Annotated in this window: 19 protein-coding genes; 6 read left to right on the plus strand and 13 right to left on the minus strand. The window is 47.0% G+C overall.

Translation table 11 applies throughout. From position 1 onward, the window contains the following. Window positions 1–206, plus strand: a 206-nt coding sequence (locus tag AC1DUA_RS02435; protein WP_477498214.1) for a helix-turn-helix domain-containing protein, incomplete at its 5' end; no start/stop codon positions are given. Window positions 207–261: 55 nt separating this feature from the next. Here the strand turns inward: AC1DUA_RS02435 and AC1DUA_RS02440 are convergent. The 7 genes from AC1DUA_RS02440 to AC1DUA_RS02470 all read right to left on the minus strand — a co-directional run bounded on the left by AC1DUA_RS02440 (window position 262) and on the right by AC1DUA_RS02470 (window position 6,326). Beyond that, complete coding sequence (locus AC1DUA_RS02440; protein ID WP_477498215.1) at window positions 262–438, minus strand: hypothetical protein; 177 nt, start codon at window positions 436–438, stop codon at window positions 262–264. 13 nt (window positions 439–451) lie between these two features. Beyond that, window positions 452–1,504 (minus strand): glycoside hydrolase family 88/105 protein, encoded by a 1,053-nt coding sequence (locus AC1DUA_RS02445; protein ID WP_477498216.1) that lies wholly within the window; start codon window positions 1,502–1,504, stop codon window positions 452–454. A gap of 297 nt (window positions 1,505–1,801) precedes the next feature. Next, window positions 1,802–1,963: a hypothetical protein gene (locus AC1DUA_RS02450; protein WP_477498217.1), complete on the minus strand. Its 162-nt coding sequence runs from the start codon at window positions 1,961–1,963 to the stop codon at window positions 1,802–1,804. Between the two features lie 127 nt (window positions 1,964–2,090). Beyond that, window positions 2,091–2,960, minus strand: a complete 870-nt coding sequence (locus AC1DUA_RS02455) for a sugar phosphate isomerase/epimerase family protein (protein WP_477498218.1) — start codon at window positions 2,958–2,960, stop codon at window positions 2,091–2,093. 40 nt (window positions 2,961–3,000) lie between these two features. After that, window positions 3,001–3,861: a sugar phosphate isomerase/epimerase family protein gene (locus tag AC1DUA_RS02460; protein ID WP_477498219.1), complete on the minus strand. Its 861-nt coding sequence runs from the start codon at window positions 3,859–3,861 to the stop codon at window positions 3,001–3,003. 30 nt (window positions 3,862–3,891) lie between these two features. Continuing rightward, entirely contained in the window at window positions 3,892–4,950 is a 1,059-nt protein-coding gene (locus AC1DUA_RS02465) for a Gfo/Idh/MocA family protein (RefSeq protein ID WP_477498232.1), read from the minus strand. Between the two features lie 161 nt (window positions 4,951–5,111). Then, complete coding sequence (locus AC1DUA_RS02470; protein ID WP_477498220.1) at window positions 5,112–6,326, minus strand: MDR family MFS transporter; 1,215 nt, start codon at window positions 6,324–6,326, stop codon at window positions 5,112–5,114. Window positions 6,327–6,539: 213 nt separating this feature from the next. Between AC1DUA_RS02470 and AC1DUA_RS02475 the strand changes: the two genes are divergently transcribed. Beyond that, window positions 6,540–7,307, plus strand: a complete 768-nt coding sequence (locus tag AC1DUA_RS02475) for a DeoR/GlpR family DNA-binding transcription regulator (protein WP_477498221.1) — start codon at window positions 6,540–6,542, stop codon at window positions 7,305–7,307. Window positions 7,308–7,591: 284 nt separating this feature from the next. On the opposite strand, the gene AC1DUA_RS02480 is transcribed toward AC1DUA_RS02475, so the two are convergent. From AC1DUA_RS02480 to AC1DUA_RS02490, 3 genes are all read right to left on the minus strand, one after another. After that, the gene (locus tag AC1DUA_RS02480) at window positions 7,592–8,560 is read right to left on the minus strand and encodes a quinone oxidoreductase family protein (protein WP_477498222.1); all 969 of its coding nucleotides are present in this window, start codon (window positions 8,558–8,560) and stop codon (window positions 7,592–7,594) included. A 108-nt stretch (window positions 8,561–8,668) separates the two neighbouring features. Beyond that, on the minus strand, window positions 8,669–9,091 hold the full coding sequence (locus tag AC1DUA_RS02485; RefSeq protein ID WP_477498223.1) for a VOC family protein: 423 nt from the start codon (window positions 9,089–9,091) through the stop codon (window positions 8,669–8,671). Window positions 9,092–9,494: 403 nt separating this feature from the next. Beyond that, a complete protein-coding gene (locus tag AC1DUA_RS02490; RefSeq protein WP_477498224.1) occupies window positions 9,495–11,126 on the minus strand; it encodes a putative bifunctional diguanylate cyclase/phosphodiesterase in 1,632 nt (543 codons plus the stop codon). 238 nt (window positions 11,127–11,364) lie between these two features. On the opposite strand from AC1DUA_RS02490, the gene AC1DUA_RS02495 reads away from it, so the two are divergent. Continuing rightward, window positions 11,365–12,129 carry a phytanoyl-CoA dioxygenase family protein gene (locus tag AC1DUA_RS02495; RefSeq protein WP_477498225.1) on the plus strand — a complete coding sequence of 255 codons (765 nt, stop codon included), beginning with the start codon at window positions 11,365–11,367 and terminating at the stop codon, window positions 12,127–12,129. A gap of 90 nt (window positions 12,130–12,219) precedes the next feature. Further along, window positions 12,220–13,050: an AraC family transcriptional regulator gene (locus tag AC1DUA_RS02500; protein WP_477498226.1), complete on the plus strand. Its 831-nt coding sequence runs from the start codon at window positions 12,220–12,222 to the stop codon at window positions 13,048–13,050. Window positions 13,051–13,058: 8 nt separating this feature from the next. Here AC1DUA_RS02500 and AC1DUA_RS02505 read toward each other — a convergent pair whose 3' ends face one another. Further along, the gene (locus tag AC1DUA_RS02505) at window positions 13,059–13,691 is read right to left on the minus strand and encodes an SGNH/GDSL hydrolase family protein (RefSeq protein ID WP_477498227.1); all 633 of its coding nucleotides are present in this window, start codon (window positions 13,689–13,691) and stop codon (window positions 13,059–13,061) included. 248 nt (window positions 13,692–13,939) lie between these two features. Between AC1DUA_RS02505 and AC1DUA_RS02510 the strand changes: the two genes are divergently transcribed. Together AC1DUA_RS02510 and AC1DUA_RS02515 are read left to right on the plus strand one after the other, a co-directional pair. After that, window positions 13,940–14,632: a spore germination protein gene (locus AC1DUA_RS02510; RefSeq protein WP_477498228.1), complete on the plus strand. Its 693-nt coding sequence runs from the start codon at window positions 13,940–13,942 to the stop codon at window positions 14,630–14,632. A gap of 47 nt (window positions 14,633–14,679) precedes the next feature. Further along, entirely contained in the window at window positions 14,680–14,976 is a 297-nt protein-coding gene (locus tag AC1DUA_RS02515; protein ID WP_477498229.1) for a hypothetical protein, read from the plus strand. A gap of 7 nt (window positions 14,977–14,983) precedes the next feature. Here AC1DUA_RS02515 and AC1DUA_RS02520 read toward each other — a convergent pair whose 3' ends face one another. After that, window positions 14,984–16,363, minus strand: a complete 1,380-nt coding sequence (locus tag AC1DUA_RS02520) for a sedoheptulokinase (RefSeq protein WP_477498230.1) — start codon at window positions 16,361–16,363, stop codon at window positions 14,984–14,986. A gap of 139 nt (window positions 16,364–16,502) precedes the next feature. Then, a partial coding sequence (locus AC1DUA_RS02525) for a hypothetical protein (RefSeq protein ID WP_477498231.1) occupies window positions 16,503–16,700 on the minus strand: 198 nt, incomplete at its 5' end.

Raw genomic sequence — 16,700 nt, forward strand, 5'->3', positions numbered from 1 at the left:
CAGGCAGCACGATGAAGCAGTTCCTCTCCGATTATCGATTGAATAAGGCGAAACGACTGCTCGCAGAATCGGACCTCCCTGTCACCGAAGTCGCAGCGGCTACGGGTTTTGGCGATATTTCGCATTTTTTTAGCGTGTTCAAAAAAGGTACCGCTCTCACACCGAAACAATATCGCAAGGAAACAGTAAGCGGTGCTCGAGGCTAATTTAATGACATCAAACAAAACAAGCCAGAAAGTCTTCTTAGACCTTCTGACTTGTTTATTCCAGTGTGCGAAGTAAGGATTGGGGAAGCTGTGCAATCGTACCCCGGTACAATTCGCCGGTTTGCGCTGATGCGAGCGGCAGAGTAATTGACATGCGGTTCTCACCATGCCCAGTCTCTACTGTAACATAGCTCCCTCCTGCGGCGGTTTCCCATACTTGCAAATCTTCCACTAAGGTTGCTTACTCATGCTAACTTTTCTTCTTGCTTGCGACAAGTTTCTGCTAGCAGCATGAGCACGAGTCCTTGCCCGTATAAAGTCGGATACTGTGGGATCTCTTGATAAGCTGCAATGCTTTTCATCACCGGAGTGCCTCCTGATACGCCAGATACAACACCATCCTCCGAAATGGAGGAGAGTACTGCGTCCATTGCCCGCTCAGCAGCTGCCTGATATCGGTCATTCCGCTTGATGAGACCGATGTMCATTGCTTTCCGAATGCCATAGGCAATCCCGGCGCTGCCGGAGACCTCCCGGTAAAACTCATGATGATCCATAACCGTGCTCCACAGACCATCTTCTTGTTGATAAGCAATAAGACCTGCAATTAAGCGCTCGTACCTCATTATGAGTTCGTCTGGAATAGCTATGAGTGGTGCGATCTCCTTCACGATCAGTGGAACACCTGCTGCAATCCACGCATTCGCTCGTGTCCAACGTGCAGCTGACATATGGTCCGCGGAGTCGCAGTTCCATCCATGAAACAACACACCGCTGCTCTCATCCTGCAGCACGTTGAGATGAATGAGCACTTGTTGCAGCGCCTCTTCGGCATATTGCGTGCTCCCAACAAGCGATGCTGTCCGGGCAAGGAACAATACCGCCATAAACACGGTATCTGCCCATACCTGCTCTGAGAATACCGCATTTTCCGTCACCGTATGCTCAAATGCCATCTCTCGCGTACGAGGCGCTTCCTYGATCATCCACTCAGCGATCCGGATCGCCTCATCCCTGTACCATACGTCATCCTGAAGCTGGTGCAGGGCTGGGAAAATGGCAAACGGGGCAATCGAATTAATCACCTTCGTTCCTTTGGCTTTCTCCTTATTCTGCTCGACCCACCCCTTCAGATAAGGCAGCACTTCGGGTTTACCTGTAGCTTCATAATACTCAAGCATTGCAATCAAACCAACACCCGGCACCCAATCCCAATGTTGGATGTCCATTCCCCAATTCCCGCTGTGATCTTGGATCATTTCCTGCCAAACCTTTTGCGCAGTGATTGAAATCGTCAAGAAAATTCAGCTCCTTTTTATGTACACAAGCCCACAAGATTTCATGTTTATAGAATCACTTTACCATCTATATACGCATAAACGCTTGGGCTTCTGTCTTAAAAAAGTGGGGAAAAGTCCAGAGTTCTCCGTCAAAACACCGCTTGAGGGGGCTGTGGCAGCCGACGGCGCTATCGTATTGGTTCGTTGGATGAAATCCAACGAACACGGTGATTACACTCCTGATTTRCTCATTTCATTGGACGAAATCCAATGGAAATGCCATATCCGGCGCTAGAGCACCACGATTAACTGATCTCATTGGATTTCATCCAATAAAATCGCTAATCGAGCCTCCAAATCACTGTTTTCGTTGGATTTCGTCCAACGGGGCTGTGCCGCTCCAAATGCTGTAACGTTGTTTTTCACCGCTAACGTGTGCGATCCGCTCCACACCCACGACTTAGCGTCGAAAAACACGCTTAGCTCTCGCGGGGGGGTAGCGTCAAGAAGTTTGTGTAGGTAGGTTTATCCATCGGGACGAGGGGCAACCTTCGTTTACCCAAAAAAAAGACCAAGGATAAAATCATATCCTCAGTCCCATCTTTTATGATTGATATTTACGTATAAATGCAATCGCGCTGGCGATATCCTTCTCAGGCTGCTCCCCAACTTCGCGTTCGATCGTCAAGTAGCCTGTGTAACCAATATCACGAAGCGTTTGGAAGTATCGTGCAAAATCAACATGCCCTTCACCCAGTGCAAGCTCGCGGTAATACGGCCCGGACGTCGCGGCCTCCGCGATTTGCTCATGACTCATCGGCTTGTATCCTAGAGAGCCGTACACTTCGCGCGGATCAGCCTGACGCAGACGAACACCGTCTTTTACATGTGTATGGACGATATAATCTTTCAAAGTGATAATACCTTGAACAGGATCATCACCTGTAACCATGACCATATTCGCAGGGTCGAAGTTAACCGAGACTCCGTTGGTAGAGAGGGAATCCAGGAAGCTTTTCAAATGCCCAGCAGGTTCTGGACCCGTTTCGATGGCAAAGTAAGCGTCTAAGCTTTTGGCATATATTCCTAATTCCTCACAAGCCCGGTGCATGGTCTCATAGATCGGATCGTTCGATTGATCAGGCACGACACCGATATGCGTTGTAACAACTTTGGTGCCAAGCTCAACAGCAAGGTCTAGAATACGCTTCGATTTCTCGATTTTCTCCGCATTGACAGAAGCATCCTGGAAACCATGACCGCCTAAATCCCCGCATAATGCTGAGATTTCAAGCCCAAGAGAGGCAATGTAGTCTTTGAGCTCCTTGCGTGCTCCGGATGACAAATTCGCCGGATCCATCTCACCGGAGACCGCGTAAATCTGCACCCCGTCTGCGCCTAGCTCTTTCGCTTTCTTCAAACCGTCCCGCACGCCAAGTCGGAGACTGTCCACCATGATACCAATTGGATTCATTCGAATTGTCAACACCTTTCACATAGCTATGGATTACTGTCTATTCCATATCTTCCCATAATCTTTTAATGTTTTGCAACCCTATTAACGTCCCTGTTTTGCACTCTTCCATACCTTCAAACTCCAAGGAAATGTAACCGTCATAACCAGAGTCTTTGATAACGCGCAATACTTCTCTCATATCGATATCGCCGTGTCCGACAATGGCGCCGCGCAAGTAATCGCCCTGCAAGGTTTGGAACCAGCCTTGACCTGGATTTTGGTGTGACGGACGCAGATAAAAATCTTTGATATGGACCATTGATGCATAGGAAATGTTGTTTTTCACGGCAGCTACGGAGTTCTCGTCAGCACACATGAAATTACCCACATCCAGTGTCGTCCGGAAATTCGAACGGTCTACGGCTTGGATTAAAGCTTGAACCCGGTCACTATGCTGAACAAAATAACCATGGTTTTCAACGCTTGTCGTAATGCCGTAAGTCAGGGCATAGTCAGCAATTTGACGGCAGGCTTCAGCCATTCGTTCTAACTGTTTATTGAAATTTGCAATTGAACGGTCCGCACTTTGCGCGACATCGTGCCGCATTTTTTTGACGCCAAGTCTTGCCGCAAGATCAACTTCACCTTTTACCCGTTCAATTTCCTTCTGATGAGCCTCTTCGGAATCCGTTAGAAAATTTGCGCCAATCGCGTAATTGGAGATTTCGATGCCGCGTGATTCCGCCTTTTCGCGAATGCGATCCGCCAGCTCGAAGTTGCCGGGCAAATCATAGCCAAGCGGCACGATTTCAACGTGCTCACCGCCTTGATCTGCAATCCAATCGATGACAGCCATGATGTCCATTTCGCCGGACTTCAACGCTTGAAATAAACTATACGTACTAACGCCCAATTTCATGTGAGTACCTCCATGCTAGTTTCTACCGGACTATAATTTGATTTCTTGGCCTTTTGCAGCCGATTCATAAATACCGCACAACATTTTCATCATGTTAACGCCATCTTCAACAGGGCTTATCGGCGTACTGCCCGTTTGGCAGCTCTCGATGAAGTGATTAATTTCATTTTGAAAAGCCTGCGGCACATTAATCGATTTCGCATCGGTTTGTGGGGACATATTCAGAATCGTATCGTGCATTTCCGTTACAAAAACAAGCTCAGGCTCAATTTCCACCCCACCCTTGTCTCCATAAAGCTTAACAGCGATCTCATCCTTTTTGGCATGCAGCGTAAAGCTGACATCAACCAGCAGTGATGCTCCATTTTCAAAGCGGATTAAGGCATTGGCCATATCTTCAACTGTATTGTGAGCAACATCATAATCAGCCGCTTTATAAAAGGAAAGATTACGAACATTCGCGCGGTTCCCAAGCTTATTATACGTATTCCCGCTGACGGAAACCGGCTTCGGTCTACCCATCATATACCAGCATAGGTCGATAACATGCACACCAATATCGATCAAAGGTCCACCGCCAGAACGCTCTGTATCCGCAAACCAACCACCAGGGTTGCCTAAACGGCGTAGACAGGACGCTTTCGCATAATAAATTTCACCCAAATTATCGTTGTCGATGAAGGATTTGACCAGCTGAGCATTGGCATCATATCTGCGGACAAAGCCTACTTGCAGCGTTTTTCCCGTTTCACGGACAGCGTCTTGAATAAGGAGTGCTTCCTCCACGGTTTTACAAAGCGGCTTCTCTACTAGAACGTGCTTGCCAGCGCGCAAGGCCGCAATACTGATCTCAGCATGTGTATTATTCCATGTACAAATACTAACAGCATCTATTTCTGGATTAGCGAGCAATTCGCGATAGTCCGTGTAGATGTGCTCCACGTTATATTTTGCTGCTTTATCCTCAGCTCTTTGGCGGTTAAGATCACACACCGCATATAAATTAGCGTTAGCCTGTTTCGCGTAGGACTCGAAATGCATTTCGGAAATCGAACCTGCTCCAATTACACCAATATTCAACTTGTTCATACTCATAGCAATTTCTTGCCTCCCTTGGTTGTCTTATAAACTCAGAATACCATGGTTTTTGCCTAGGTTGAATGTATAGGATGAGCAAGTGCATGGACTATTTGTTCAAAATAGAAAAGACCCTGCGTAATTTGAAAGCTGCGCCAGGTCCATTCCGTAACTCACAACGACACCGTCTTCGAGTCCGTACGGCGCCCTTGCTCTTTGAGCATAAAGAGTATATTCATAAGACCAACGAGCAGGAAACAAATCCAAGGAAGCCAGGTCCAGTCAAGTACCGTACCCAAATCGTACAAATAGCCGCCTCCCACATTACCAAGCATAGCTCCGACAGATAACGCAAAACTATTGAAACCGAAATAGCTGGCTATGCTTCCGCTCCCTGCAAATTCAGACACCATCGTATTCATCATTGGCTGCAAGAACACCTGTCCGATCATAAACGCAATAACACCGGCATAAATCCCGATCATAGACCCCGTCATTCCGATGGTGAAGAGCCCGACAGCGAGAAACAGTGTCGCGAGTGACAGCACGCCGAAGGGCTGCATTTTGGATTGGCCGAGCTTGGCAAACGGAACTTGCAACAGCACCATGATGACGGCACCGCAGGAGTAAATCAGGCCGATATTAGCCTCCGGTGCAATCTGATTCACGCGGAACGGAACGGCAATATAGAGTTGTCCGACGAGCGACCACGCTAACATGGTGAGCACCATAAAGCGGCGGAATGCGCGGTTTTGAAGGACTTTTTTCATTTGCGGCAGCATTCTGGCGTCCTGCGGTTTCTGTTCATTTTTAATGTGCGGCAATAAAAGAAGACTTAAGAAAAAGGAAAAGACAAAAATCAGCGTCGCCGTCAAACTCACATATTTAAAATGAAACCCCATTAAAAGCGCACCCAGCACGGGTCCTACGACGAAACCCATATTGCTCAGCATTTCACGAATTGCATACACAGTGATCCGATTCTGAGGAGTCGAAAGTGCTGCATAATACGCGTAGCTAGCGGGTTGAAACAGCGCTGCACCCAAACCAGAGAAAAAGCAGGCAATAATCAAGCCAGGCACATGATCAACGAAGCCGAACATCCCAAAACCAAACGTCCGAATAAACAGTCCGATCAGAATCGTCCGCTTATAACCAAGTCGATCGGCCAAGGTGCCGCAAAAGGCAGAAAGCCCCTGCTGGCTAAGGCTGCGAATGGCTGAAATGACGCCAACGATCGTCACACTCAGCAGCAAATCGTGCAGTAAGTAGGAAGCAAGCAGCGGAATCATCATATAAAAGCCAACCGCCATGCTGAACGTATTCATAAACATGACCCAGAAGGGCAGCTTAATGTCCGTAAGCTTTTTCCATAGATGCATCATCATTAGTTCCTCGTTTCCGTCTGCGATGTGTCAATCTCTGTCAATCTCAACACGATACCTGATTCTGAGACGATTGCCTATGGACTTTCTTTGTATGGGCTTGGGTATATTATTGCTGTCAATTTTGTTATACTCTAATAACCAATCAAACAAACAAGAACAAACACAAATGCACGTTACTTTTTTTTTGGAAAAATGATAGAAGGCGGGAGAACGATGTTATCCGAGGTTAGACATTCCAAAATCATCGAGCTGCTGAATCAGGCAGGTTCAATAAAGGTATCTGAACTGAGTAAAGCCTATCAGGTGACGGAAAAAACGATTCGCGAGGATTTAGAGAAATTAGAGGCTTCCAGTATTTTGAAAAGAGTACATGGAGGAGCGGTCCTCGTCGAAAGCTCGAATTCGATGCTGCCGATTCATAAACGAAGAGTTCGCCAGCAAGCTGAGAAAGAACAGATCGCCGCAGAGGCATATCAATGGATTGAGGACGGACAAATCATCCTGCTTGATGGGGGCTCTACGACGCTGGAGCTTGCGAAGCTCATCCAACACCGTGCGCTAACCGTGATTACGAATGATACGAAGATTGCCGCCACCTTAGCCGAAAGCCCTCATATCGAGCTGTGCATGTTAGGCGGATACCGCCGCAAAGGCACTTATACGATCATCGGGCCAAGCGCCATTCAGATGGTGGATGAGCTTAATGTGGATATTGCTTTCCTTGGATGCACGGGCATTGATTTGGAAAGGGGCATCTCCGTGTTTCACCGGGATGAGGCGGAGCTGAAGAAGCGAATGATCAAAGCTTCGAAGAAGAAGATTCTTCTTACGGATCACACGAAATTTGATCAAACTGCGTTGATTTCATTTGCTTCGCTGAAGGAGATTGATCTTTTGATCACAGATGCTGAGGCCGATGATGAGTTAATTGCGAGGTATTCTGAGCAAGGGCTTGAGGTTCGCAGAGGGAACTATTTGTAAGCTGTCGGGGTAGTTACCAGATTTGACTGGGCGGTGGAACTACAGTCCTCTATTTCTCATAAAACCGAAGCTTTTGCCCATCGATGGGAACTACGATCCTCTATTTCGCCGATATCTGCTTTCATGTCAGCTTGCATGGAGAAATAAGACCCTGTAGTTCTCACTTGCCCACTGAAATCGCTCATATGAGCAGAATAAAGTCCTACAGTTCCTCTAAATTAAGGCGCAACAGGTGCTGCCAGCTTCCAACTCAAATAGGGCCATCGATGGCCCTATTCACATATTTATGGGATGAGCAGAATCTTCCCGGTGCTCTGTCTGCTTTCAATCAATCGATGTGCTTCAGCGCCATCCTTCAAAGCAAAGCTCGTCAAGCTGCCCATCTGAATGATGCCCTCACGCAGCGCTTGAAACAGCGCCTGTGCACGCTCAATTCGATTGGCCAATGAGGTCACATGGTTCCACAAATCGCCACCAGTTAGCGTCTTCGAAGTATCCATGAGCATTCTTGGATCTACATGCGGCGGATCTCCACCTGCCATCCCATAGAAAACGACTGTCCCTTTCGTTCTCACAGCCGCGAAGCTTTCCATTAACGTAGAGCCAACAGAATCGTAAACGACATTAGCGCCTTGTTGCCCATCCGTGAAGCGGATCACTTCTTGCACCCACTCCGTGTCATAACCGAATACGACATCTGCGCCAGCCTGCAGTGCGGCGGCCTGTTTGGCTGCCGATGAGGTCAAACCGATGACCCTTGCTCCTTTACTCTTGGCGAGTTGGATCAATAGTTGTCCCACGCCCCCTGCCGCAGCATGGACAACAATATCGTCGCCTGCCTGAACCGGATAGCTGTCATTGATTAAATAATGCGCCGTCATGCCTTGAAGAAGGATGCCAGCGGCTTGTTCGAATGTGGTATCGGGTGGCACCGGAATTGCGCGGTCAATAGGCACGGCAACCAACTCACTATTCGCAAAAGGAACGTCGCAGAAGGCGATACGATCGCCAACTTGGATATGCTCCACATCAGGTGAAACTTGTTCAACGACCCCAGCCCCCTCATAACCTAGTATAAAAGGTGGCTTCCCAGCAAGATGATAGTTTCCACGTCTACGATAAACATCAGCGAAATTGAGTCCAATCGCTTTGGTCCTCACTATGATATGCCCAAACGTCAGGTTAGGATCAGGGATCTCTGCATACTGAAGCACTTCCGGCCCGCCAAACTGTTCAAATATTAATGCTTTCATCGTTTCCCTCCAACCTACTCGTCTTTCGTCAAAATTGTATCACACCCCCCTCTCATTGCAAAAAAAAGCTCCCCAATTCAGTTGTTCTGAAAAGGAGAGCTTGCTATATTACAACGGGTTTTCTCCCGTGCTTTGGAAAAACTCAAGGATTTCTCCATTCAAGCCTTTGACGAATGCAATCCTAACCGGTGTCGACGGATTGCTGCCTAAGACAACATCCTTCGGTTCCACTGTCACAATCGCGCCAGCGGCAACCGCTGCGGCAACAGCTTTGTCTACATCATTGCTGCGGAAAGCAACGTGGAAATAGGAACCTTCAGGTCTCACTTCGCCTGTTCCTCCTGCAAAAACCTCCATATAGTTACCGTCTCCGGAGTCCAGCAATATGATTCTTTTATCGCCTTCACCCCAGCTTGTCTTAACTGTAAAACCTAAGCCCTCGGTATAAAATTTCACCGTAGCTTCAAAGTCATTCGCTCTTAATGCAAGGTGGTGAAAACCTCCGCCGCCTATTTTCTCATTAGTACCCACTTGATAAGCCTCCTTTGTAATCAGTACATGCCCTACCTCCACGAGTATAACTGATTGCCAGGTGTTAGAAAATGAGTTACTTCGAAGTAACTAAGTTAACTTCACGTAATGGGTAGAGTTATGGTGCAAGCGGCACCGTCAGCTTCGAGTTATCTACTTCACCAACCTTCCACTATCCGACCACGTTAGCAACTAAACAGCCACCAGCCACCTCATCTGCCAATAACAAATCTCAAAAACCCTAGCGAGAACATCGCCAAGGCTTCACTTAAGGGAACTGTAGTCCACTATTTGGAGGAATTCGCTCCCACTCCCACATTGCCATCACTCGGCGCCCACCACCACATACTAAAAAGCCTATCCAATGGTCATACTCGACCTTGAATAGACTTTTTGTGCAGCACTATCTGGCTTCCAACTCCACTTGTTTCGGAAGCAAATCGCGATCCGTCGGCTTATTGATATAATAGCCTTGAATGCCCCAGCATGCCATTTCCTTCAGCATCATGTACTGCTCATAAGTTTCAATGCCTTCGGCAATAACTTGCAACTGAAGCGCGTTCGCCATAGCCAGCATCGCAGCAATTAACGGAGCATTGCCGTCCGCAATGAAGGATCTGTCTATTTTCAGTTTATCAATCGGCAGCAAGGTTAACATGCTCAGCGAGGAATAACCCGTTCCAAAGTCATCCAATGCGATGGTAAAACCATGTGCACGCAGCTGATGCAGGGTTTGCTGAACATCCTGCATGGCATGCACCGTCGTGCTTTCCGTAATTTCAAGCTCTATGGAATGAGGAGCTACCTCTTCTTCCCCCACGATTTGCAAAACTCGAATAACGAAATCCTCTTCGTTCAACTGAACTCTGGATATGTTGACCGATATTTTAAATTCGGAGCCATACGCCATTTTTAGAAGATGCCAATCCTTGCAGGCCTGCCGAATGACCCAGTACCCAATATCGACAATTAACCCTGTTCCCTCGGCAACCGGTATAAAGCTATTGGGCTGGACGATCCCCCTGCTGCCGCAATTCCAACGCAAAAGAGCTTCCGCACCGATCACCACTTGCTTCGCCGGATGATAGATCAACTGATACTGTACATACAGTTCCTCTTTTTCAATCGCCTGTGACAGCGCGAGCTCATGAATAAAATTCTCTACATGATCGTATTTGTAGGCTGCTTCGTAAATATGAAAACTTTTTCTGCCAGCACCTTTCGCCTTATACAAGGCAATATCCGCTTGCTTGAGTAGGGTTTGAATGGTTTCATCTTCGACTCTCAGCGATACCCCAATGCTCACACTTAACTTCATTTGCCGATCGTTCACGTTGAACGGTTTCTGAAAGAGCTGAATGATTCTATCAGCCGTCTGCTCCGCTGGCTCCAATTCTTGATTGGCTACAACAATAAACTCATCTCCGCCTAGACGTACCAATGTATAGTTAGCATCAAACTGTTGAATAAGACGATTCGCAACCTCTACGAGAACGGTATCCCCTACATCATGTCCGAACATATCATTAATATTTTTGAAATCATCTAAGTCAAGTAAATACAAGGTAGCTGGATATATCACATGTTCCAACAAATATCTCCGGTTATACAACCTGCTAAGCTCGTCATGATACGCATAATCATAGAGCAAATTCTCATGAATTTTCCGTTCCGTAATGTCACGCGTTACAGTGAAGATATATGTCAGGTTATCGTTTTCATCAAAAATAGGAGTCAGCATGCTTTCCCCGCTTAACATACCATTGGGCAGTACGAAACCATCCYCATATTTAACCGTACGTCGCTCTTTGACCACTCGCATGTATTTCTTATGTAAATATTTGGCCATATGACTTGTATGCGTATCAAAAAATGTCAGCCCTACGTCTTCCATTGATCTCCCACTAAAGTGTGTCGCAGACCGGTTGACGTAGTAATACTTCAAATCGGCGCCATCTACCCTCATGATGTAAATCGAATCTTCAATATCATCCAGCATGTGTAGGAGTAAGCTTGCATCTAGTAATTGTTCCATTCGTTGACCCCTTTGCCTATCACAACGTCCTCATCAAAAGCTTGAAATTGCAACATATACTATTCGCGAGAACACGGCTGTATTCCTCCCATTTTGGCGATTAGCGACATTCGCCAGAGCACTGCAAATAATCGTTTTGTGCTATTCATAATTGTTTTCATCACTTATGTTTCTTTTGTCGCCGCCTTACAATAAGGTTATAAGTAATTCCAAACTAATCCTACTGGAGGTTATGCGAATGATTACCAAAGGAAGCTCTTTTTCTATCGAGCAATTTCGCAACGAAGGGTACAGTGGTCCCCTGCAAGGATTATCGCTGGAAGAAGCCGATATGTACTATAACCGTTTTTTTGATGTTGTCGGTCAGTCCAAGTACGAACCTGGTCCAACCAAAATGAATCTATCTGCATGGCATCAAAACCATCATTGGGCTTATGAATTAGCGACTCATCCTAGCATTATTACAGCAATGAAGCAAATTCTTGGTGAGGACCTGGTTCTGTGGGCGATGCATTTCTGGTACAAGGAACCTAATAATGATAAATTTATTCCATGGCACCAGGACATCAATTATTGGCCAATGGAACCTGCAATTAATGCAACCGCATGGGTAAGCCTAGGTTGGTCTATCCGTGAGAATGGCTGTCTGCGGGTCATTCCGGGAACACACAAAACTCAAGTCGAGCATGTCTCTACAGGGACGGATCAAAGCGCCTTCTCGGAAGGCTTGCCAGCGGAAGCAATCGATGAGTCGAAAGCTGTTGATCTTGAAATGTCCCCAGGTCAAATAGCCTTTTTTAATGAAGCAACGTTCCATGGCTCTGAAAAGAATAGCTCAAACATACCTCGCGTAGCTTTCTCTGTGCGCTATACAACACCTGAAGTGAAGTTTCTTATGGAGGAATGGGTCGGCGATACCACGCGTATCCGCACCTATCTGGTACACGGGGAAGACAAACTGAATCGGAATGAAGCCATTCGAGGCCTTATACCGCAGAAATAAACGGCTGATAGGAAGTTCTTTTTCCAACGAAACACTCATGCTACAATAGGCTAAAAAACAAGCGAAACTCAAAGCGAGGTGGCTGGTACATTGAACTCTTATCAATTAATTATCGACTCTCTGGACATTCGGTTCTTGCATATTAAACAGTATGACCTGGATTACAAATGGCAAGCCAGCCACCGCACGCTGCATCATTCCGTTATGTGGATTGTGCAGCAAGGCAGTTTCCTGCTTGAAGTCGACCATATTCGGTACACCTGCAAAGAAAACCAAATCTGCATTTTGCCCGCTCACACCGATATCAGCTACCACGCGATTTCTAGTGAGCTTGCACTAACGAGCATTAATTTTGACGCGGAGATCTCACTTCTGAGCAATCGAAGCTGGGGGCATGTGCTCAATTTACCCGTCGTATTCGATCAGGCACAACACAATGTGCAATCCCCGATTCGTGATATGCTAACCCATATCGGAGACACATCCCCGGTGATTTCCCTGCTCATGCAATCGTCTCTCTTGCGTATTCTCTACGAATTGATGAATCGCGAGATGGCGGATCAGCCGATTTCTCCCTACACCCACATGGATAACCGAATTCATACGATCATTCATTATCTGCTCTCTCATCCAAGTCATATGCCTGAAATTAGGGATCTGGCAGAGCTTGTTCAGCTTAGCGATTCGCACTTGCGCAAATTGTTTATCAAACAAACCGGTCAAGCTCCACTCCATTTTGTACATAGTTTAAAAATAGAGCAAGCAAAAAGGCTCCTCGCTACAAGCGTGAAGCCGATCTCTCAAATCTCTTATGAGCTTGGCGTGGACAATGCCAACTATTTCACCCGGATGTTCAAAGCCAAATCCGGTCTCACTCCGCTGCAATATCGCCAGCAGTACGGCTTATGGCTGAATGACTAAGCTACCGCTTACTCGATAGCACCGACAGCTTGCAGCCAAGCTTTGGCAATAAGAGCATGTCCAGCAGGAGATGGGTGCACGCCGTCCGGTGCCCAGAATGCGCTTTCAGCTCTCGTAGAAGCTTGAGCAAATAAACCATCCAAACATACTAGACGTGCATCGAACTCTCTGGCTAATTCACGGACCACCGTGATTTTGGGATCGAGGTCTTCTCTCCACTGTTTGCGATCTTCAGGTACTGGCAGCACAAAAGGTTCAATGAGCACAAGCTTCGCACCTGTTTCTGCTGTTTGCGTCAGCAAATCGCGATATCCCGCTTCATAACTTTCCGTCGAGGTCGGATCATTACGATCATAACGCCTCCACGTATCGTTAATCCCAATATAAATAGACACTAAATTAGGCTTCAAATTCAAGCAGTCTTGATCCCAGCGCTGCTGCAAATCCACAACACGATTGCCCGAAATTCCCCTATTGAGGAATTGCACCTGTTTTTCCGGATATTTTGCCGAGAATTGAGCTGCTGCCATCAGGRCATAACCTCTACCCAAATCATTGCCGTTGTCACGAACACGCCCTGCATCCGTAATACTGTCCCCTTGAAATAAAACGACATCCCCTTGACCAATCCATGCTGACATGTGAATGTTTCCTCCTCTTTATCCCTTGATCCCTTTGAAATTACCAAAAGTTGCCTAGAGTATAGCACAGGCAATTAGGGCTATCAATTGTAACATCTGACTAAATAATCTAGTCAAAATTCGGATGTTCGCTGTTTCCCGACTATTCCCGGCGTCTGACCGAAACAAGGTCGAGACCCAACCGATTATGAAGAAAAATGCATAAAAATCAGCAAATAGCAAAAAATACCAACAAAAAGGAAGAATGGATGATCTTTACCAGCAGCACGATTGCATTCACTCAGCCTCCACTAACCATCCATTATTATAAGACTCTGATCGATGAACATCTTCTGCAAGAGCAGCTGCTTCGTGCGATTGAAAATAACGCGGTAGGAACGGAAGTTCAGCACCTGAATGATTTAAAACAGCGAATAACCATTGAAGGCATCCAAATTACTGACCAAATAGCGGAAATCCAAGCTAAACTCTTTCAGGGATATGCGATTATCCAAAAGGATGAGCATGACGCGTTGTGTGCCTTAATTCCATTAATCAGCAAAGCAGGGCTGCGCAAAAGCAATGATACGGACAATGAATTCAGCGTGGTGGGACCCAAGGTTGGCTTTGTCGAGGATCTCGATATCAATCTGCACCTGCTTCGCAGCCAGTTCACGGTCCCTAACCTTATCGTAAAAATGTTGACGGTCGGCAGCTTATCCAATTCCAGGGTCGCAATTGTTTATATCGATGGCATTGCGAATAAGGATAACGTGGCAATCCTCGAGCAGCGACTTAGCAGCATCGATTTTGAAGTGGTCTTCGATACTTCACAGCTGGATCAGATCATTTCTGACAACTCGCTGTCCCCTTTTCCGTTATTTGTTTCAACGGAACGAAGAGACCGTGTCATCTATTCCTTAATTTCCGGCCAAGTGGTTTCTGCCGAGATCCGAAGATAGCAAGCAGGATTCAGATGGGCGTAACAGATAATTAAGCTTCTAAACTGATGGATATCGCGAATAAAGCACAAGAATCGCTTTATCTCATGCGTTTGGTTGAGCAAAATATCCTGTCAGGCAACCTGCCCAAAATGAATTTCAAACATATATTATTTGATTACTATGGGGAGGGGCGCGATATTTCCCTGCCCTACTTCACCATCGAAAGCGGCTCAGTGAAAATCGTTGGTTTAGCGGGTAGCCTGGCTTCTCTGATGCCGCAGAGCATAATCAAATGCGGCAAAATGCAAAAATCCACTCAATTTACCACTATAACTCCTGGAAGCAGCAGCTCCGGTCACTAGTGAAAGTTTAGTTATCATCCGAATCGCTCCCTTGCATCCTTTGAAGTGCTTCCGCATAACCGGCATATATGCCGCTTCCAACTGCGGCATGAACAGCAGCGCCAAACGCGGCTTCCTCTTTCACTCTAGCGAACTTAAGCGGCAGCCCCCATTTGGTACGGGCCAACTGCTGCATAGCCCTGTTCTTGCGTATCCCGTTTCCAGAGGCGGCAAGCCTTGTTAACTGACCAAGCAGCTCAATCGGAAGGGATTTCGTGAACCCATCCAATTCATCCAGGATGCCATGAAGAAAGCCAGCAATCAGCTGCCGAGGATTAAAATTATTGGGCCCAATCCCTTCAATGTTGCCCGCCTTATGTGGATGCTCTCTTGTTCCGTAGAACTGGGTTCCTACCTTAAGCGGATTCGCTGAATCCATGAGAGCTTCTTCTGCCAGCCGATTCATAGTTTCATAGAGGCTTCTATCATCCAACAAACCGAATGCGCTGCACACCTCACGAAAAAATTGCTCAAGCAGCTCATACGATTTCCCTCCGCCGAGCGAAGCTCCCACAAGCAAATACCCCTCGTCCATGAAAGGACGTGTCTCGAGATATGAGCATTCGATATAAGCTGGCGAATAGACCGATACTTGCGAGCCTGTTCCGATGTTGACAAGCAAGCTCCCTTTGAAAGAAGGAACCGCACCCAAGAAGCTGGCTTGATTATCGCCGATTGCCCACAGCACCTTTTTCCCATCTACCGTTTCTCCCGCGAAAGAGTTAGGCTGGGTAAGCTCAGGCAGGAATTCAGCATCCATCCCGGCTGCAATGAACTTCTCCTGGTCAAACTCCCTGTTCGGTAGTGTGAATAGACCAATGCTTGCTGCATTCGAGCTGTCGATCCGAGGTGTCTTCTCACCGCAAAGCTTCATGGCTACATAATCGCCGATCGTGCACAGTTTCACTGCACCGACCGGAAGGTTCCGCTGCTTCGTTAGATAGAAATGGGTAACTAAACCATATCCGGTGTGCAAATCATAGCCTGTAAGTTCACTTAGCTCAGAGGCATACGATCGGCCTGATTCCAAAAGCAGCTCGCCTCGGCCATCCTGCCAAGTCACGAGCGGGCTGACTGCCTGCCCTTCCTTGCTCACATACAGCAAGCCGTGCATTTGACAAGAGATCCCAATGGCTCGCACATCATCCCAGTCATCCTGACATTCTTCAATCAACGATAGGACCAGCTGGACAACTCTGTCCGCATTTTGGGTACGTTCCCATACTTCCTTCGAAGGCAGCGCCGCATCATTCCTTGTGGAAACAATTCGTTGGACGTGCCCATCCTCCGATCTTATCACAATGAGACATATGGATGTCGTGCCTATATCAATTCCCGCTATGTACATAAGCCTGCTCCTCTCAAACTCATATCAAATGAAGTCCATGCAGCATGAACGGGACAACGCAAGCATCATCCCCTTAGTCTGCAATCAGTTGCAATGAATAGCATACATCTGCCGAGCGAACGAGTTATAGCTGCGCGCATCAGGCGAACCTGCATGCACCTAACAAATAAAGCTGTATCTTCTCCCCAGCTGCTCCTGGGGGCGGTACCGATTGAGCTTCCTCGAATGGAACAGCTGGAATAACTACTGCTAATCCTTGCGGCTCAGTGGCAGGAAATGAAATAGCGGTACAAGCTCCATCTAAATTTCCAGTAGTTGGAATAAACTTACTATATAT

This window comes from Paenibacillus sp. 01T422, assembly GCF_056398785.1.

Coding starts and splice junctions, on each gene's coding strand:
- AC1DUA_RS02520 (WP_477498230.1), bottom strand. CDS start 16,363: ATGTACATAGCGGGAATTGATATAGGCACGACATCCATATGTCTCATT.
- AC1DUA_RS02515 (WP_477498229.1), top strand. CDS start 14,680: ATGGATATCGCGAATAAAGCACAAGAATCGCTTTATCTCATGCGTTTG.
- AC1DUA_RS02475 (WP_477498221.1), top strand. CDS start 6,540: ATGTTATCCGAGGTTAGACATTCCAAAATCATCGAGCTGCTGAATCAG.
- AC1DUA_RS02465 (WP_477498232.1), bottom strand. CDS start 4,950: ATGAACAAGTTGAATATTGGTGTAATTGGAGCAGGTTCGATTTCCGAA.
- AC1DUA_RS02460 (WP_477498219.1), bottom strand. CDS start 3,861: ATGAAATTGGGCGTTAGTACGTATAGTTTATTTCAAGCGTTGAAGTCC.
- AC1DUA_RS02470 (WP_477498220.1), bottom strand. CDS start 6,326: ATGATGATGCATCTATGGAAAAAGCTTACGGACATTAAGCTGCCCTTC.
- AC1DUA_RS02510 (WP_477498228.1), top strand. CDS start 13,940: ATGATCTTTACCAGCAGCACGATTGCATTCACTCAGCCTCCACTAACC.
- AC1DUA_RS02495 (WP_477498225.1), top strand. CDS start 11,365: ATGATTACCAAAGGAAGCTCTTTTTCTATCGAGCAATTTCGCAACGAA.
- AC1DUA_RS02455 (WP_477498218.1), bottom strand. CDS start 2,960: ATGAATCCAATTGGTATCATGGTGGACAGTCTCCGACTTGGCGTGCGG.
- AC1DUA_RS02480 (WP_477498222.1), bottom strand. CDS start 8,560: ATGAAAGCATTAATATTTGAACAGTTTGGCGGGCCGGAAGTGCTTCAG.